Origin of the sequence: Streptomyces sp. RerS4 (genome assembly GCF_023515955.1) — a bacterium.
Lineage (GTDB): Bacteria > Actinomycetota > Actinomycetes > Streptomycetales > Streptomycetaceae > Streptomyces.
Map to the genome: position 1 here is coordinate 584377 of NZ_CP097322.1, position 16072 is coordinate 600448.

General features: G+C 74.0%; 13 protein-coding genes and 1 pseudogene. 10 read left to right on the plus strand and 4 right to left on the minus strand.

Features of this window, described 5'->3' with window-relative positions:
• Positions 1-156 precede the first annotated feature (156 nt).
• From M4D82_RS02815 to M4D82_RS02825, 3 genes and pseudogenes are all read left to right on the plus strand, one after another.
• A pseudogene (locus tag M4D82_RS02815) lies at positions 157-804 on the plus strand (nucleoside/nucleotide kinase family protein); the annotation flags it as partial.
• A gap of 7 nt (positions 805-811) precedes the next feature.
• Complete coding sequence (locus M4D82_RS02820) at positions 812-2242, plus strand: DUF2252 domain-containing protein (protein ID WP_249764489.1); 1431 nt, start codon at positions 812-814, stop codon at positions 2240-2242.
• A gap of 94 nt (positions 2243-2336) precedes the next feature.
• Positions 2337-2687, plus strand: coding sequence for a hypothetical protein (locus tag M4D82_RS02825; protein WP_249764490.1), 351 nt, complete (start codon positions 2337-2339; stop codon positions 2685-2687).
• A 16-nt stretch (positions 2688-2703) separates the two neighbouring features.
• Here M4D82_RS02825 and M4D82_RS02830 read toward each other — a convergent pair whose 3' ends face one another.
• The 3 genes from M4D82_RS02830 to M4D82_RS02840 all read right to left on the minus strand — a co-directional run bounded on the left by M4D82_RS02830 (position 2704) and on the right by M4D82_RS02840 (position 4783).
• Positions 2704-3615, minus strand: coding sequence for a class I SAM-dependent methyltransferase (locus M4D82_RS02830; RefSeq protein WP_349637037.1), 912 nt, complete (start codon positions 3613-3615; stop codon positions 2704-2706).
• Between the two features lie 92 nt (positions 3616-3707).
• Entirely contained in the window at positions 3708-4424 is a 717-nt protein-coding gene (locus M4D82_RS02835) for a ribonuclease H family protein (protein ID WP_249764491.1), read from the minus strand.
• 35 nt (positions 4425-4459) lie between these two features.
• The gene (locus M4D82_RS02840; RefSeq protein WP_249764492.1) at positions 4460-4783 is read right to left on the minus strand and encodes a plasmid stabilization protein; all 324 of its coding nucleotides are present in this window, start codon (positions 4781-4783) and stop codon (positions 4460-4462) included.
• 231 nt (positions 4784-5014) lie between these two features.
• Between M4D82_RS02840 and M4D82_RS02845 the strand changes: the two genes are divergently transcribed.
• The 7 genes from M4D82_RS02845 to M4D82_RS02880 all read left to right on the plus strand — a co-directional run bounded on the left by M4D82_RS02845 (position 5015) and on the right by M4D82_RS02880 (position 14504).
• Positions 5015-5224: a hypothetical protein gene (locus M4D82_RS02845; protein ID WP_249764493.1), complete on the plus strand. Its 210-nt coding sequence runs from the start codon at positions 5015-5017 to the stop codon at positions 5222-5224.
• Between the two features lie 146 nt (positions 5225-5370).
• Positions 5371-5562 (plus strand): hypothetical protein, encoded by a 192-nt coding sequence (locus M4D82_RS02850; RefSeq protein ID WP_249764494.1) that lies wholly within the window; start codon positions 5371-5373, stop codon positions 5560-5562.
• A gap of 424 nt (positions 5563-5986) precedes the next feature.
• Positions 5987-6934: an NmrA/HSCARG family protein gene (locus M4D82_RS02860; RefSeq protein WP_249764495.1), complete on the plus strand. Its 948-nt coding sequence runs from the start codon at positions 5987-5989 to the stop codon at positions 6932-6934.
• 50 nt (positions 6935-6984) lie between these two features.
• Complete coding sequence (locus tag M4D82_RS02865; RefSeq protein WP_249764496.1) at positions 6985-7767, plus strand: ArsR/SmtB family transcription factor; 783 nt, start codon at positions 6985-6987, stop codon at positions 7765-7767.
• Positions 7768-7834: 67 nt separating this feature from the next.
• Complete coding sequence (locus M4D82_RS02870; RefSeq protein WP_249764497.1) at positions 7835-8800, plus strand: DMT family transporter; 966 nt, start codon at positions 7835-7837, stop codon at positions 8798-8800.
• A 427-nt stretch (positions 8801-9227) separates the two neighbouring features.
• Positions 9228-13148 carry a Pls/PosA family non-ribosomal peptide synthetase gene (locus M4D82_RS02875; protein WP_249764498.1) on the plus strand — a complete coding sequence of 1307 codons (3921 nt, stop codon included), beginning with the start codon at positions 9228-9230 and terminating at the stop codon, positions 13146-13148.
• Between the two features lie 36 nt (positions 13149-13184).
• The gene (locus M4D82_RS02880) at positions 13185-14504 is read left to right on the plus strand and encodes a M1 family metallopeptidase (protein WP_249764499.1); all 1320 of its coding nucleotides are present in this window, start codon (positions 13185-13187) and stop codon (positions 14502-14504) included.
• A 65-nt stretch (positions 14505-14569) separates the two neighbouring features.
• On the opposite strand, the gene M4D82_RS02885 is transcribed toward M4D82_RS02880, so the two are convergent.
• The gene (locus M4D82_RS02885) at positions 14570-15994 is read right to left on the minus strand and encodes an amino acid permease (RefSeq protein WP_502989045.1); all 1425 of its coding nucleotides are present in this window, start codon (positions 15992-15994) and stop codon (positions 14570-14572) included.
• Positions 15995-16072 lie beyond the last annotated feature (78 nt).

A 16072-nucleotide genomic window follows, 5' to 3' on the forward strand; every position in this document is an offset into this window, starting at 1 on the left:
GGGCCCGGGTACGGCGATATCCGGCCTTACGGGGACGGAGGGGGCGCTGTTCTGCTAGGAGCCGTGCGGGAGGGTGGTCAGTCCGGCCACGGCGCGGGCGGCGGCCCGGGGTCGTGTCGCGCGTAGGATCGCCGCACCGACAATGCGGAGGACCACGCGATGCGATTCGCCGAGCTGGAACGTCGTGCCGGCGCGCTGGCCGGCGCCGGGGGGCGTCGGATCCTCGGGATCGCCGGGGCGCCCGGCGCCGGGAAGTCCACGCTGGCCGGGCGGCTCGCGCGGGCGCTGGGGCCGCGGCGGGCGGTGGTGGTGCCGATGGACGGTTTCCACCTGGCCGGGCGGGAGCTGGCGCGGCTGGGGCGTGCGGACCGCAAGGGCGCCCCGGACACGTTCGACGTGGCCGGGTACGTGGCGCTGCTGCGGCGGCTGCGGGCGGCGGAGCCGGGCCCGGTGTACGCCCCGGCCTTCGACCGGGAGCTGGAGGAGCCGGTCGCGGGCAGCGTGCACGTGGCGGCGGAGGTCGCGCTCGTGATCACGGAGGGGAACTACCTGTTGCACGGCGAAGGGGGCTGGGAGGGGGTTCGGCCGCTGCTGGACGAGGTGTGGTTCCTGGCCCCGGACGACGCCCTGCGCGTCGGTCGGCTCGTCGAGCGTCACGTCCGGTACGGGAAGGAGCCCGCGCACGCCGCCGCGTGGGTGTCCCGTTCCGACGAGGCGAACGCCGCCCTGGTGGCCCCGGGCCGGGCCCGCGCCGACCTCGTGGTCAGGGGCCCGGACGGCGCGGGCGTGGGGCCGGTGGTATGACTGGGGCATGGCCCCGTCCGGCTCACCCCAGGAGCGGGCCCGTCGCGGCCGGGAGCTGCGCAAGCGGCTGCCGCGGTCGGCGCACGCGGTGACGCCCGCCCTGGAGGAGCGCCCCGATCCGGTGGCCCTGCTGGCCGCGGAGGCCGCGGACCGGCTGCCGGAGCTGCTCCCGATCCGGTACGCGCGGATGGGCGCGGGTCCCTTCGCGTTCCTGCGGGGCGCGGCCGCGGTGATGGCCGCGGATCTGGGCGCGCTGCCGGACACGGGGCTGCGGGTGCAGTTGTGCGGGGACGCGCACCTGCTGAACTTCGGGCTGTACGCCTCGCCGGAGCGGGCGCTGTTGTTCGACCTGAACGACTTCGACCAGACGCTGCCCGGCCCCTTCGAGTGGGACGTCAAGCGGCTGGCGGCGAGCGTGGCGGTCGCCGCGCGGGAGAACGGGCACGGGGACGGGCCCGCCCGGCGGTCGGCGGAGGCCGCGGCGGCGGCGTACCGGCGCACGATGCGGCGGCTGGCCGGGCTCGGTGAGCTCGCCGTCTGGTACGAGCGGGTGGACAGCGCGGAGGTGTTGCCGCTGGTGCGGCGGCGCCACCGGCAGCGGATCGCCACGCAGCTGGAGCGGGCCCGGCGGCGCACGAGCCTGGAGGCGTTGCAGGAGCTGACGGAGGTGGTGGACGGATCGCTGCGGATACGCGGCGATCCGCCGCTGCTGGAGCCGGCGCGGTTCCCCGACCGGGAGACGGTCCAGCGGGTCTTCGCGGACTACCGCGATTCGCTCCCGGAGGACCGGCGGACGCTGCTGGACCGGTTCCGGGTGGTGGACGCGGCGCGCAAGGTGGTGGGAATCGGCAGTGTCGGCACGCGCTGCTACGTGGTGCTGCTGACGGGCAAGGACGCCGAGGACCCGTTGTTCCTCCAGGTCAAGCAGGCCGGCGCGTCGGTGTGGGAGCCCTGGGCGGGTGCCTCACGGCACGGGCACGCCGGTCAGCGGGTGGTGACGGGGCAGCGGCTGCTCCAGGCGGCGAGCGACATCTTCCTCGGCTGGGCGACCGGGCCGGAGGGACGGCACTTCTACTGGCGCCAGTTGCGCGACATGAAGGGCTCGGCGGAGGTGTCCGACATGGACCCGCGGATGCTGGAGGGGTACGCGCGGCTGTGCGGGCGGACCCTGGCGCGCGCCCACGCCCGTACGGGCGACCGGTTCGAGATCGCCGGGTACCTGGGCGCGGGGGACGGCTTCGACCGGGCGGTGGCCGCGTTCGCCCTCGACTACGCCGAGCTGACGGCCGCCGATCACGGCGCGCTGACGGCGGCCCTGACCGACTCCGACACGCCGACGGGCATGGCCCGCCCGTCCGGGCACGGGGGGCCGGACCCGGTATCGGACCCGGTGGAGGGCGAGGTGTCGGGCGGGGCGGATGGGGTTCCGCGCGCCTGAACGCGTGGAGTCCTCCGCCCGGTTCCCCCGGAATCGCGCCCTCCGCCGGTTCGGGCGCCGATACTGGCCCGACGCCGATCCGAAGGAGCGCCGCGTGAACCCGCACGAGCATCACCTGGCCGCCCTCGTCAACGAACTTCCCGGTCGCCGCGACCGGGATTTCTGGCAGGCGCTGAAGGCCGAGGCCGGAATGGACCACGTACGCGAACCCATGGCCGACGCCATACACGCCGCCCAGCGCGGCGACTTCGCCCCGCTGACCAAGCTCGTCCTCGCCGTCTTCGACCGTGACGACCGGCGTCAAGAGCTCGCCACGGTCCTTTCCGCGCAGCTCGGCGGCACGGTGCGGGCCGAGTCGTGGATCGCCGACGTCATCCGCACGGCGGGCCACGTCACGCGTGACGACACCCCGGATCCGCTCGAAGCCCTCGGCAGGAAGTGGTAGCCGGGCGGGCCCTCACTCACCTCGCTCGCTCACCTGCGGGCAGGGCCGGCCGGTTGGCGGTGATCAGGTAGTAGTCGAGGATGCCCTCCTCCCACGCGCGCAGGAAGTTGCGCGGCCAGGTGCCCGGCTTCCAGTGGGCGGACAGCCAGTGGTCCCAGCCGGGCCAGACCGAGGCGCCGATGGACTCGCAGCGGACGTCGGTCAGGCCGGCCCCGGCGAAGGCGGCGGTCAGTTCGGCGGGCGGACGGGCGATGTCCAGGCCGGTGGCGAAGGAGTCCAGCAGCGTGGCCAGCCGGGGCGCGGCGGCGGGGTCCGGGGCGAAGAAGCTGGTCACGACGGCCCGGCCGCCGGGGCGCAGGACGCGCGCTGTCTGCTCGGCGAAGGCGGCGAGGTCGTCGAAGTGCTGGGCGGCCTCCACGCTGTACACGCCGTCGAACGCGCCGTCCTCGAAGGGCATCCGCTCCGCCGCGCCGAGCACGAGCCGCAGTCGCTCCGGTTGCGGCGGGGCCTGCGGCCCGGTGGTGGTGCGGCGGGCGCGGTCGAGCTGCCGCGGGTGGATGTCCATGCCCGTCACCCGGGCCGGTCCGTACTCCCGCAGGGCGAGCGCGCAGCCGACGGCGAGACCGCAGCCGACCTCCAGCAGTTCGCCGCCCTCGACCGGTCCCGGTCCGACGGTGTCCAGGACGCGCCGGTACAGGTCCTGTTGGCTGCGGACGCGGTCGGCGACCGTGAGGGGCCGTTTCAGGTCCGCGGGCTGCCAGTAGCCGAAGTTGATGAAGCCGCCCGCGAAGGCCGTGGCCGCGCTGAGGTCGGCCGGCCCGTACGTCTCCTGGAGCGCGGGCCGCATCCCGTCGGGACGCCGCTGGTCGGGATGCGGTCCGTCGGGCTGCGGTCCGTCGGGCTGCTCGGCGCCCTTCATGTCCGTCATGTGTGCACCTCCGCGCCCAGTCTGGCGGCGGGGGCGACGTCCTGTCGACAACGCCTCGGCCCGGGTCGGGGCGGCGTCCCTGGGCCGGTGGTTTACGGGGTCGCGGCGCCGGCGCAGGCCGGGTGGCCCCAGCTCTTGCCGTTGTTCGCGATCGACTCCCCGGCGGCGTAGGGCTGCCCGCACGCGCAGCGTCCGGGGTACTTCGCCTTGATGGTCCGCGTGGCCGTGGCCGTCGCCTTCTTCTTCGGCGCGGCGGAGCCGGCGCGCGAGGTCGTGGTGCGCGAGCTCGCGGTGCGGGCCGGGGTCGCTCGCGCGGGGGCCGGTACCGGCATCTCCGCGTCGCCCAGGGCCGTGCCGGCGGCCTGCTGGCTGACGGCGGCGTCGCTGGCGGCCTGGTCGGCGATGGCGTTCAGGTGGTCGCCGTCCTCGCGGTGCGCGGGAACGTAGACGAAGGTCACGTCCCGCTCGGACAGCAGCCGGTCGATCTCCTCGACCAGCTCGCGGTTGGCCACCGGCTTGCCCGCCGCCGTCTTGAACCCGTTGCGCTTCCACGCGGGGAGCCACTGCGTGACGGCCTTCATCGCGTACTGCGAGTCCATCCGCACCTCCATGGCGCTGCCGACGGCCACGGCCTCCAGCACCTTCTGGAGGGCGGTGAGTTCCCCGACGTTGTTGGTGGCGCGACCCAGCGGCCCCGCCTCCCAGCGCTGGGGGGTCCCGGTGGCGTCGGCGATGACCCACGCCCACGCGGCGGGGCCGGGATTGCCCTTGGCCGCTCCGTCACAGGCGGCGATGATGCGTTCAGACATCCCTCGATCATGCCCTACGACCGGATGGCCGCCGTTCAGTAGCCCAGCTCTCGCTTGAGCTCGTCCTTGTGCATCGTCGAACGACCGTGCAGGTTCCGGCGCTTGGCCTCCTCGTACAGCTGGTCGTACGTCGGCCCCCGCGCCCCGCTGTGGGAGCGGAGGCCGCCGCGCCGGGAGGAGGAGATGTCGTCGAGGGAGGTCCGGCTCGCGGTCTTCGACTCACCGGCACGGGCCCGTTCCTTGTTGACCGTCCGCGCGGCGATCTCCTTGGCCCGCTCGGGGCTCTCGCCGCGTTCCTCGGCGCTCTCCTTGATGTGTTCGTACTGGCGTTCGCGCTTGGGGCTGGAGCCTCGCGGCATGACGACCTCCTCCGGTCGGGACGTGGCCCGGCAGGGCGGACCGATCGACCCGGGCACCGCCCTCCGGGATCACCGGTGCGCCTACCCAGCGGGCGCGGCCCAATGCCCCTCCGCCACGCCTGCGGGGCCGCGTTTGAGCCCGCCGCGAACGGACAGACGCGGGACGTGCCGCGGTGCCGAAAGGGCTGGACACCAGAGCGCGCGCCCCCGCGGCGCACCAGAGGAGGAGCCATGACCGGCAACGAGACCCGGCGCCGCGCCGACGACGGCCCCGCACGCCCGGCGACCCCGGACGACAGCCGCTCCCCCGGCGGCGACGAGCGCGATCGGCGGAGCGACGCGATCGACGAGAAGGATCCGAAGCGGCGCCCCACCCCCGCCGACGTCGCCCGCATCACGGCCCGCAAGGCCCACGACACCCTCGGCGTGCCGGAGGTGTAGTCCTTCACGGTCCACACGCCCCCGGTCCAAACGCCCCCACCGGGATTTCCCCCCGACTGGCCTACGTCCGTTGGCCCCTCCGGCGGATCTGCCCTCTCATGGACTCGGGTGCTCCAGTGCCCCGCCCCGCCATCGAGAAGGAGGTCATGCCCGTGTACACGATGTACGCCGAACCCGACGCGGACCCCGGCACGATCCTGTGGCACGTCCTCGCCAAGGATCCCGAAGGCGTCACCCTGTGCGGCCGCCACGCCTCCCAGACGGCCCAGGACCCCGACACGGGGGTCGAGCGGTACTGCGACCCTTGCATGGCCGCCTTCCGCGCGGCGCTCGGATAGCCCGCGGACCCCACCCGCCGGCGGGCCCCGATCAGCGATCGCGGCCCGCCGTGCGCATGCGCCCGGAGGCGTGGACGCACCCGGCGAGGGCCAGGTCGACCGCGCCGACGATCCCGGTCACGCTTCCCACCTGCGGCTGCGCGGTGACCTGGGAGACGAGGGTGAAGAGAGGGCGACGCCGCCCATGCCCATGCCGAAGACGCCAAGGGCGAAGCCGCGCCGCGCGGGCCGGCGGGCACGGCGGGCTGCTCCGTACGGGGCCACGTGGGCCGATCGGTCGTGGCCGGGCGCGCGTCCCCGGCGTGTATCCGCCGCCGGGCGCCGCCGCTCGCCGTAGGTTCGCACCCGGCGTCGCGCGCGGGGTGCGCGGAGGCGGGCTGGGGGGAGTGTGGATCGGGACCGTGTGGATCGGGAGCGTGGGGTCATGAACGGAAAGCGGACCATCACCGTCTTCGGCGCGACGGGACAGCAGGGCGGCTCGCTGGCGCGGGCGATCCTGGAGGACCGCGACAGCGAGTTCGTGGTGCGGGCCGTGACGCGCCGGCCGGATTCGGACGCCGCCCGGGAACTGGAACGGCTCGGGGCGCAGGTGGTCCGTGCCGACCTGGACGACGAGGAGAGCCTGGTCGCGGCGTTGGAGGGCACGTACGGGGCGTACCTCGTGACCAACTTCTGGGAGGACATGGACGCCGCCCACGAGCAGGCGCAGGCGGCGGCGCTCGCGCGGGCGGCCGGGCACGTCGGGGTGCAGCACGCGGTGTGGTCGACGTTGGAGGACACCCGGGAGTGCATCCCGCTCGACGACGACCGGATGCCGACCCTGCAGGGCACGTACAAGGTGCCGCACTTCGACGCCAAGGCGGAGGCGGACCAGTTCTTCCGCGACGACGGCGTGCCGACGACGTACCTGCGGACGACGTTCTTCTGGGAGAACCTGTACGGGGCGTTCGCGCCGCAGCGCGCGGAGGACGGAGCGCTGGAGATCGTCTTTCCGATGGGTGACAAGCGGCTGTCGGGCATCGGGGTCGACGACATCGGGCGGACGGCCTACGCGCTCTTCAAGGGCGGCACGGATTTCATCGGCGCGACGATCAGCATCGCGGGCGAGCACCTTCCGGTCGCGGACATGGCGGCGGCGATGACGGACGCCTTGGGGCGGGAGGTGCGCTACCGGCCGCTGACCCCGGACGCTTTCCGGGCGCTGGGCTTCCCGGGCGCGGACGAGGCGGGCAACATGTTCCAGTTCTACGCGGACTGCGAGCACCGGTTCGTGACCGCCCGGGACGTCGACGCGGTCCGCGGCCTCGATCCGCGCCTCCAGGACTTCGCGACGTGGCTGGCGAACCACCGGGACCGGTTCCCGAAGGCCTGATCCCGGTCGACCATTCGTCGTGTGCCGAAGTGTTGAGGCACCCTGGACGTATGAATGACCCGCTGAACCACCTGCCCGCCGGGGGTCCGGCCGGCTCCGCCGGTTCCTCCGGCGGAGCCGGCGCCTCCCCCGCGTCCGACCCCGCCGCGCGGCTGGCGGCCCTCGCCGGGGCGCTGGCCGACGAGACCCGGGCCGCGATCTGCATGGCCCTCCTCGAAGGGCGGGCCTGGACCCCCGGTGAGCTGGCCCGGATCACCGCGGTCGCCCCGTCCACCGTCACCGGCCACCTGGCCCGGCTGCTGGACGCGGGGATCTGCGTGACCGAGCGGCAGGGCCGGCACCGGTACGTACGGATCGCCGACGCCGCCACGGCCCGCCTGATCGACGAGCTCGCCTCCTACGCGGTCCCCGACCGGGACGCGGCGCACGCGGTGCCGGTGGTGTCCGCGCCCGATCCGCTGGCGCGCGCCCGGACCTGTTACGACCACTTCGCGGGGCGGCTGGGGATGGCGGTCACCGATGCCCTGGAGCGCGGTGGGTTGCTGCGTACCGACGGGGCGTTCGAGCTGACCGAGGCGGGGCGGGAGTGGTGCGGGCGGGCGGGTGTGGGGCTCGGGCAGGAGGGGCGCCGGCCGCTGGTGAGCTCGTGCCTGGACTGGACGGAGCGGCGCCGCCACCTGGGCGGACTGGCCGGGGCCCGGTGGTGCGCGCGGGCCCTGGACGCGGGCTGGGTGACCCGTCCGCCGGAGGGCGGGCGGGGGTTGCTCGTAACGGAGGCCGGGGAGCGGGCGTTCGCGGAGCTGCTCGGGATCACCCCGCAGGCCTGGAGCTGAGGCGGAACCGAGCGAGTAGCCGATATTTCGGTGGACGCCGAAATGTTGTCTCGTTAGCCTGGAACGCATGAAACCCCGCCTGCGCCTGTTGTCACCCCCCGTCCTGACCCTCGGCGCCGTGTCCTTCACGGTGCTCGCCTGGGCGTCCGCCTTCGTGTCCATCCGGAGCGCGGGCGAGGTCTACTCCCCCGGCGCCCTGGCCCTCGGCCGACTGTTGACCGCCTCGCTGGTGCTCGTCGCCCTGCTGCTGATACGCCGCGAGGGGCTGCCGCCCCGGGGTGCGTGGCGCGGGATCGTGGTGTCGGGCGTGGTGTGGTTCTTCGGCTACACGGTGATGTTGAACTGGGGTGAGCGCCTGGTGGACGCCGGCACCGCCTCGCTGCTGGTCAACATCGGCCCGATCCTGATGGCCCTGCTCGCCGCGCGCCTGCTCGGCGAGGCCTTGCCGCCGAGGCTGCTGGCGGGCATGGGCGTCTCCTTCGCGGGGGCCGTGGTCGTCGGCCTGTCGATGTCCTCGGCGGCCCCCTCGGACGCGTCTTCGAATGGCTCGACGTCGGTCCTCGGGGTCGTGCTCTGCCTGCTCGCGGCGGTGGCGTACGCGACCGGCGTGATCGCCCAGAAGCCCGCGCTCTCCTTCGGTTCGCCGCTCCAGATCACCGCGTACAGCTGCCTGACCGGGGCCGTCGTCTGCCTTCCCTTCGCGGGGCAGTTGGTGGCGGAGGTGCCCCGGGCGCCGCTGTCCGCGACGCTGAACATGGTCTACCTCGGCGTGGTCCCGACCGCCCTCGCGTTCACCACGTGGACCTACGCCCTGGCGCGGATGCCCGCCGGGAAGCTGGGCGCCACCACGTACGCCGTCCCGGCCATCGTGGTCCTGCTGAGCTGGGCCCTGCTGGGTGAGGTCCCGGCGTGGCTGACGCTGCTGGGCGGTGCGCTCTGCCTGGCCGGCGTCGCCGTCTCCCGCCACCGACCGACCACGCCACCCGCCTCCGCCACGACCCCGAGCCCGACCCCGGTTGAGGAGACACGCTAACCGGACAGCCCCTAGGGGGATCGGGCCGGCGCCGCGTACGTCCAGGGCCGTGCCGCATCAGGCAGGTCAGCGCGACCAGGGTGGAGATGAAGACGTCGGTGATCGGCGAGTCCATGCCCGCTCCGGTCAGGGCGGCCCGTACGGCGTCCACGCGGGCGGAGGCGCGACCGTCGAGTTCGCCGGTCTGGATCACGGCGGGCGGGGCCATGCGGGACGACGCCCGTGTCGGGCCCCACGGCGGGGGCGAGGGCGGTCAGGGGGCGTCGAGCGCCGGCGGGTCTTCTGCGCCACAGTGGAGGGCTTCAACACGAAAATTCTCGACGGCGTACTAAGCTGACGGGTTGTTTCGTGCCGGACCGGAACAACCCGGGCAGACCCGGGCTCCTCCGGCGACCCGGACCCGACCGGGACCGATACGCGAGGGCCGATGGCAGCCACACCAGAGCACGGCGAAGTGACCCTGTTGTACGGCGGCGACCCGCACGGCGACCCGTACGGCGAGCCGGGCAAGTCCGCCCGGTTCTCCGCCGGTCCCGCCGCCCCGACGCGCACCCTCGTCGACGTCTTCGAGGCCTCCGTACGGGCGTACCCCGACGAGCCCGCCCTGGACGACGGCGCCACCCGACTGACCTACCGGGCGCTCGCCGCCGAGGTCGAACGCCGCAGGCGCGCGCTGGCCGCCGCCGGGGTGGGACGGGGCGACCGGGTCGGCGTACGCGTGCCGTCCGGTACGAACGAGCTCTACGTGGCCATCCTCGCCGTCCTCGCGGCCGGCGCCGCCTACGTCCCCGTGGACGCCGAGGACCCCGACGAGCGGGCCGAGCTGGTCTTCGGCGAGGCCGGCGTGCGGGCGGTGCTGGGCGGCGGGCAGCGGATCGACGTCACCGCCCTGCCGGACGCTCCCGTGGCCGCCGCGCGGCCCGGCCCCGAGCACGACGCGTGGATCATCTTCACGTCCGGTTCCACCGGCAAGCCCAAGGGCGTCGCCGTGACCCACCGCAGCGCCGCCGCGTTCGTGGACGCCGAGGCCGCGCTGTTCCTCACCGAGGAGCCGATCGGTCCGGGCGACCGGGTCATGGCGGGGCTCTCCGTCGCCTTCGACGCCTCCTGCGAGGAGATGTGGCTGGCCTGGCGCTACGGCGCCTGCCTGGTCCCCGTCCCCCGCTCCCAGGTGCGCAGCGGCGCCGACCTCGGCCCCTGGCTGGTGGAGCAGGAGATCACCGTGGTCTCCACGGTGCCGACCTTGGCCGCCCTGTGGGAGCCGGAGACCCTCAACGAGGTCCGGCTGCTGATCTTCGGCGGCGAGGCCTGCCCGCCCGAGCTGACCCAGCGCCTGGTCACCGAGGGCCGCGAGGTCTGGAACACGTACGGGCCCACCGAGGCCACCGTGGTCACCTGCGCCTCGCTGCTGACCGGCGCGGAGCCGATCCGGATCGGCCTCCCGCTGAACGGCTGGGAACTGGCCGTGGTCGACGAGTCCGGCGAGCCGGTGCCGATGGGCGGCAGCGGCCAGCTCGTGATCGGCGGCGTCGGCCTGGCCCGCTACCTCGACCCGGAGAAGGACGCCGAGAAGTACGCCCCGCTGGAATCCCTCGGCTGGGAGCGCGCCTACCGCAGCGGCGACCTCGTCCGCGCCGAACCCGAGGGGCTGATCTTCCTCGGGCGCGGCGACGAGCAGATCAAGCTCGGCGGCCGCCGGATCGAGCTGGGCGAGGTCGACGCCGCGCTCCAGGCGCTGCCCGGCGTCGCCGGCGCGGCCGCGGCCGTCCGCACGGCGCGCGGCGGCAACCAGCTCCTCGTCGGCTACCTGGTGACCCAGGAGGGCTGGGACCACGCGGCGGCCGTCGAGCGGCTGCGCGCCGAGCTGCCCGCGGCCCTGGTGCCGCTGCTCGCGCCGGTGGCCGAGCTGCCGACCCGCACCTCCGGCAAGGTGGACCGCGACGCGCTGCCGTGGCCGCTGCCCGAACTGGAGACCACCGGTCCCGCCGAGCAGCTGTACGGCACGGAGGCCTGGCTCGCCGAGCAGTGGAGCGAGACCCTCGGGGTGACCGTGAGCGGCGCCGCCGACGACTTCTTCGCGATCGGCGGCAACAGCCTGGCCGCCGCCCAGCTCACCACCCGCCTGCGCACCCGCTACCCGCGGGCGGCCGTCCTCGACATCTACCAGCAGCCGACCCTGCGCAAGCTGGCCCGGCGGCTGGAGAAGTCCGTACAGGACGACGACGCGGCCCGGGTCGTCGCGCCCGTTCCGCTGCGCGCCAAGGCGATGCAGTCGCTCCTGCTGCTGCCCCTCTTCACCCTGGTCGGCCTGCGCTGGACGGTGGCCCTGCTGGCGCTGGGCAACGTCCTGCACCGGTTCGGGGCGTACGCGTGGGCGCCGACCGCCTCGTGGTGGCTCGTCGCCGCCGGCGCGGTGCTGCTCTTCACCCCGCCGGGCCGGCTCGCCATCGCGGCCGGCGGCGCGCGCCTGCTGCTGCGCGGGGTGAGGGCCGGACGCCACCCGCGCGGCGGCAGCGTGCACCTGCGGCTGTGGACGGCCGAGCGGCTGGCCGAGTACGTCGGCGCGACCTCGCTGACCGGTTCCTGGCTGGAGCGGTACGCGCGGGCGCTCGGCGCCAAGGTCGGCCCCGAGGTGGACCTGCATTCGCTGCCGCCGGTGACGGGCATGCTCAAACTCGGCCGCGGCTGCGCCGTGGAGTCCGAGGTGGACCTGTGCGGGCACTGGCTGGACGGGGACCGGCTCGTGATCGGCCCGATCAAGGTCGGCGCGGGCGCCGTGGTCGGCACCCGCAGCATCCTCTTCCCGGGTGCGCGGGTCGGGAAGCGGGCCGAGGTGGCCCCGGGCTCCGCCGTGGTCGGGCAGATCCCGACGGGGCAGCGCTGGGCCGGTGCGCCGGCCGGCAAGCTCGGCCGGGCCAAGCACAACTGGCCCAAGGAACGCCCACCGCGCGGGCTGCCCTGGCGGGCCGCCTACGGCGCCGCCGGGTTCGCCCTCACGGCGCTGCCCGTGCTCGCCGCCCTGCCCGCCCTGCTGGTGGTGAGCCGGTTCGTGCCTGCCGACGCCGGCCTGGTGGAGGCGCTGCGCGGGGCCCTGCTCGCCGTGGTGCCGGGGGCGCTCGCGTACGGGTTCACGTACGCGGTGCTGCTGCTGGTCTCCGTACGCCTGCTCAGCCTGGGCCTGCGGACCGGCACCCATCCGACGCACAGTCGGGTGGGCTGGCAGGCCTGGACGGTCACCCAGCTGATGGACCTGTCGCGGGAGACGCTGTTCCCTCTGTACGCCGGGCTGATCACTCCGGTGTGGCTGCGGCTGCTCGGCATGAAGATCGGCCGGGGCGCGGAGGTGTCCACCGTGCTCGCGCTGCCCAGTCTCACCACCGTGGGCGAGGGCGCGTTCCTCGCCGACGACACGCTGACCGCCCCCTACGAGCTGGGCGGCGGCTGGATGACCATCGGACACTCCGAGATCGGCCGCCGGGCGTTCCTCGGCAACTCCGGCATGACCGCGCCCGGCCGCACGGTGCCGGACGACGGGCTGGTCGGCGTCCTGTCGGCGACCCCGAAGAAGGCCAAGAAGGGCAGCTCGTACCTGGGCCTGCCGCCGGTGAAGCTGCCCCGGTCGGCCGAGGTATCCGACCGGAGCCGGACCTACGATCCGCCGGCGCGGCTTCTGTGGGCGCGCGGCCTGGTGGAGCTGTGCCGGCTCGTCCCGGTGTTCTGCTCGGCGGCGCTCGCCGTACTGACCGTGGCGGCGCTCTGCGCACTGGCCACGTCGAGCGGCGGCCCGGGTCTCCGGGGCGCCGCGCTGCTGTCCGGGGCGGTCCTGCTCGGCGCCGGCCTGGCCGCCGGCGCGGTCTCGGTGGTGGCGAAGTGGCTGCTGGTGGGCCGCCACCGGACGGGCGAACACCCGCTGTGGAGCGGCTTCGTGTGGCGCAACGAGCTGGCCGACACCTTCGTCGAGGTCCTGGCCGTGCCGTGGCTGGCCGGTTCGGTGCCCGGTACGCCGCTGCTGAACCTGTATCTGCGCGGCCTGGGGGCCCGGATCGGCCGGGGCGTGTGGTGCGAGAGCTACTGGTTGCCGGAGACGGACCTGGTGGAACTGGGCGACGCGGTGAGCGTGAACCGGGGCTGCGTGTTGCAGACTCACCTCTTCCACGACCGGATCTTGAGGACGGATACTGTGGTCCTCCGCGAGGGCGCCACGCTGGGTCCGGGCGGCATCGTCCTGCCCGGGAGCACGGTCGGGGCCCGCAGCACACTGGGGCCGGCGTCTCTCGTCATGGCCGGGGAATCCGTCCCGGCCGACACCCGGTGGCTGGGCAACCCGATCGAGGCATGGCGGACCTGACAGGGTCCGGGCACAGCGCAGGGAGCGGAAGCGGTAGTGAACGGCCACAGAGCAGCGGCATCGGACCCGTACTTCCCGGACAACGGCGACTCCCGTTACCGCGTGCACCGCTACGAACTCGCTCTGGAGTACCGGCCCGGCCCCAACCGCCTGGCCGGTACCGCCCGCATCAGCGCGATCGCCGGCAAGGCGCCGCTCGGCGAGTTCCACCTGAACCTGGCCGCGTTCAGAATAGGCCGGGTCACCGTGAACGGCCGGGCCCCGCAGTACACCCACCGGGGCGGCAAGCTGCGCGTCCGGCCCGCCAAGCCGCTGCCGGCGCACGCCGCGTTCACGGTGGAGGTGCACTGGGCGGGCAACCCCCAGCCGGTCCGCAGCCCCTGGGGCGGCATCGGCTGGGAGGAGCTGTCGGACGGGGCGCTGGTGGCCAGCCAGCCGATCGGCGCGCCGTCCTGGTACCCGTGCAACGACCGGCCGGCCGACAAGGCCTCGTACCACATCTCGATCAACACGCCGTCCGCCTACTCGGTGGTGGCGGGCGGCCGGCTGCTCACCCGGACGACCAGGGCCAGTACGACCACGTGGGTGTACGAGCAGCCCGCGCCCACCTCCAGTTACCTGGTCGGGCTGTCCATCGGCGTGTACCAGACGGTGCTGCTCGGCGATCCGGGGCTCGGTGGTGTGCCGCAGAGCGGCCACGTGCCGGCCCACCTGCTGGCGCGGTTCTCCCGGGACTTCGCCCGCCAGCCCGCGATGATGCGGCTGTTCGAGGAGGTGTTCGGCCCCTACCCGTTCGGCGAGTACGCGGTGGTCGTCGCCGACGAGGAACTCGACGTCCCGGTGGAGGCCCAGGGTCTGTCCACGTTCGGCACCAACCACGTGGACGGCGCACGCGGTTCGGAGCGCCTCATCGCCCACGAACTGGCGCACCAGTGGTTCGGCAACAGCGTGACCATCGCCGACTGGCGGCACATCTGGCTCAACGAGGGCTTCGCGAAGTACGCCGAGTGGCTCTGGTCGGAGCGCTCCGGCGGGCGCACCGCGCACGAGCTGGCGACCGGCGCGCACCGGATGCTGGCCTCGCTGCCGCAGAACCTCACGTTGGCCGACCCGGGTCGCAAGCTGATGTTCGACGACCGGCTGTACCAGCGCGGCGGTCTCGCCGTGCACGCGGTGCGCCGGGCGCTGGGGGACGAGGCGTTCTTCCGGATGCTGCGCGAGTGGACCACCGTCCACCGCAACGGGGTGGTGACCACCGCCGGCTTCACCGGCCACGTGTCGCGCTACGCGACCGAGCCGCTGGACGACCTGTTCGCGGCCTGGCTGTACGAGCCGGCCCTGCCGCCCCTGCCGTAGGGCGTGGCCGACGGTCGTCGCCGTCGGCCGGCCCAGGGGCGTCAACGGGCGCGTCAACGGGCGCGTCAGACGATTCCCTCGGCGATCTCCGCCTGCTCGCGAACGTTTCCGTACGCGGACGGTGTCCCGTAGGAGCGGCGGGCGACGTACCACCAGACGCTGGCGAGCACGAGGACCACCGCCAGGGCGATCACCGCGTAGTTCATCGAGTCGATGGTCACCGGGGACTTCTGCGGCAGGCAGAACAGGACGGTGACGACGGCCACCCAGACGACGGCGATCCAGCCGATGGGCTTGCTCCAGCGGCCGAGGCTCCAGGGGCCGGGGGTGAAGCGGTTGCCGGCGCGCAGGCGCAGGTAGATCGGGATGGCGTAGGCGGGTGTGATGCCGATGACGTTGATGGCGGTCACGGCGCCGTAGGCGGTGGCGGAGTAGAGCGACGGCAGCGCGAGGACGCCCGCGACGATCACCGAGAGCCATACGGCCGGGACGGGCGTCTGGGTCCGTCCGCTGACCTTGCGCCACAGGGCGGAGCCGGGGAGCGCGTTGTCGCGGCTGAACGCGAACACCATCCGGCTCGCTGCGGCCACCTCGGCGTTGCCGCAGAAGAGCTGGGCGACGATGACGACGAGCAGCAGCGCGGAGGCGCCGCCCGAGCCGAGGGCGTCGAGGAAGATCTGCGCGGGCGGGACGCCGGTGGCGCTGTTCTGGACGCCCGCGTAGTCCTGGATGGCGAACGTGAGGCCGGCGAGGAGGGCGAAGCCGGCGATCCAGGAGGCCCAGATGGCCCGGACGATGCCCTTGGCGGCGGTGACGGAGGCGTTCGAGGTCTCCTCCGAGAGGTGCGCGGAGGCGTCGTAGCCGGAGAAGGTGTATTGGGCGAGCAGCAGGCCGACGGCGGCGACGTAGAACGGGTTGGCCCAGCCGGTGTCGTTGACGAACTCGGTGAAGACGAACGAGGCCGACTGGTGGTGGTCGGGGACGAAGGCCAGGGCGCCGACGATCAGGGCGACGCCGCCCAGGTGCCACCAGACGCTGATGGAGTTGAGCACGCTGACGAGGCGGACGCCGAAGAGGTTGAGCGCGGCGTGCAGCAGCAGGATGCACAGGAAGATCAGGAACGTGGAGCCGGGGGTGGGCACGAAGCCGAACCGGAGGTTCAGGAAGGCGCCGGTGAACAGGGCGGCCCCGTAGTCGATGCCGGCGATGGCGCCGAGCAGGCCGAGCAGGTTCAGCCAGCCCGTGTACCAGCCCCAGCGGCGTCCGCCGAGCCGGTCGGCCATGTAGTAGAGGGCTCCGGAGGTGGGGTAGGCGCTGGTCACCTCGGCCAGGGCGAGGCCCACGCACAGGACGAAGAGGCCTACGCCGACCCAGCCCCACAGCATCACGGCCGGGCCGCCGGTGCCCATGCCGAAGCCGTACAGGGTCATGCAGCCGGAGAGGACGGATATGACGGAGAAGCTGATGGCGAAGTTGCCGAAGCCGCCCATGCGGCGGGCGAGGACGGGCTGGTAGCCCAGTTCTCTGAGCCGTTCCTCCTCGTCCTGGCGGGGTGGGCTCTTGCCGTC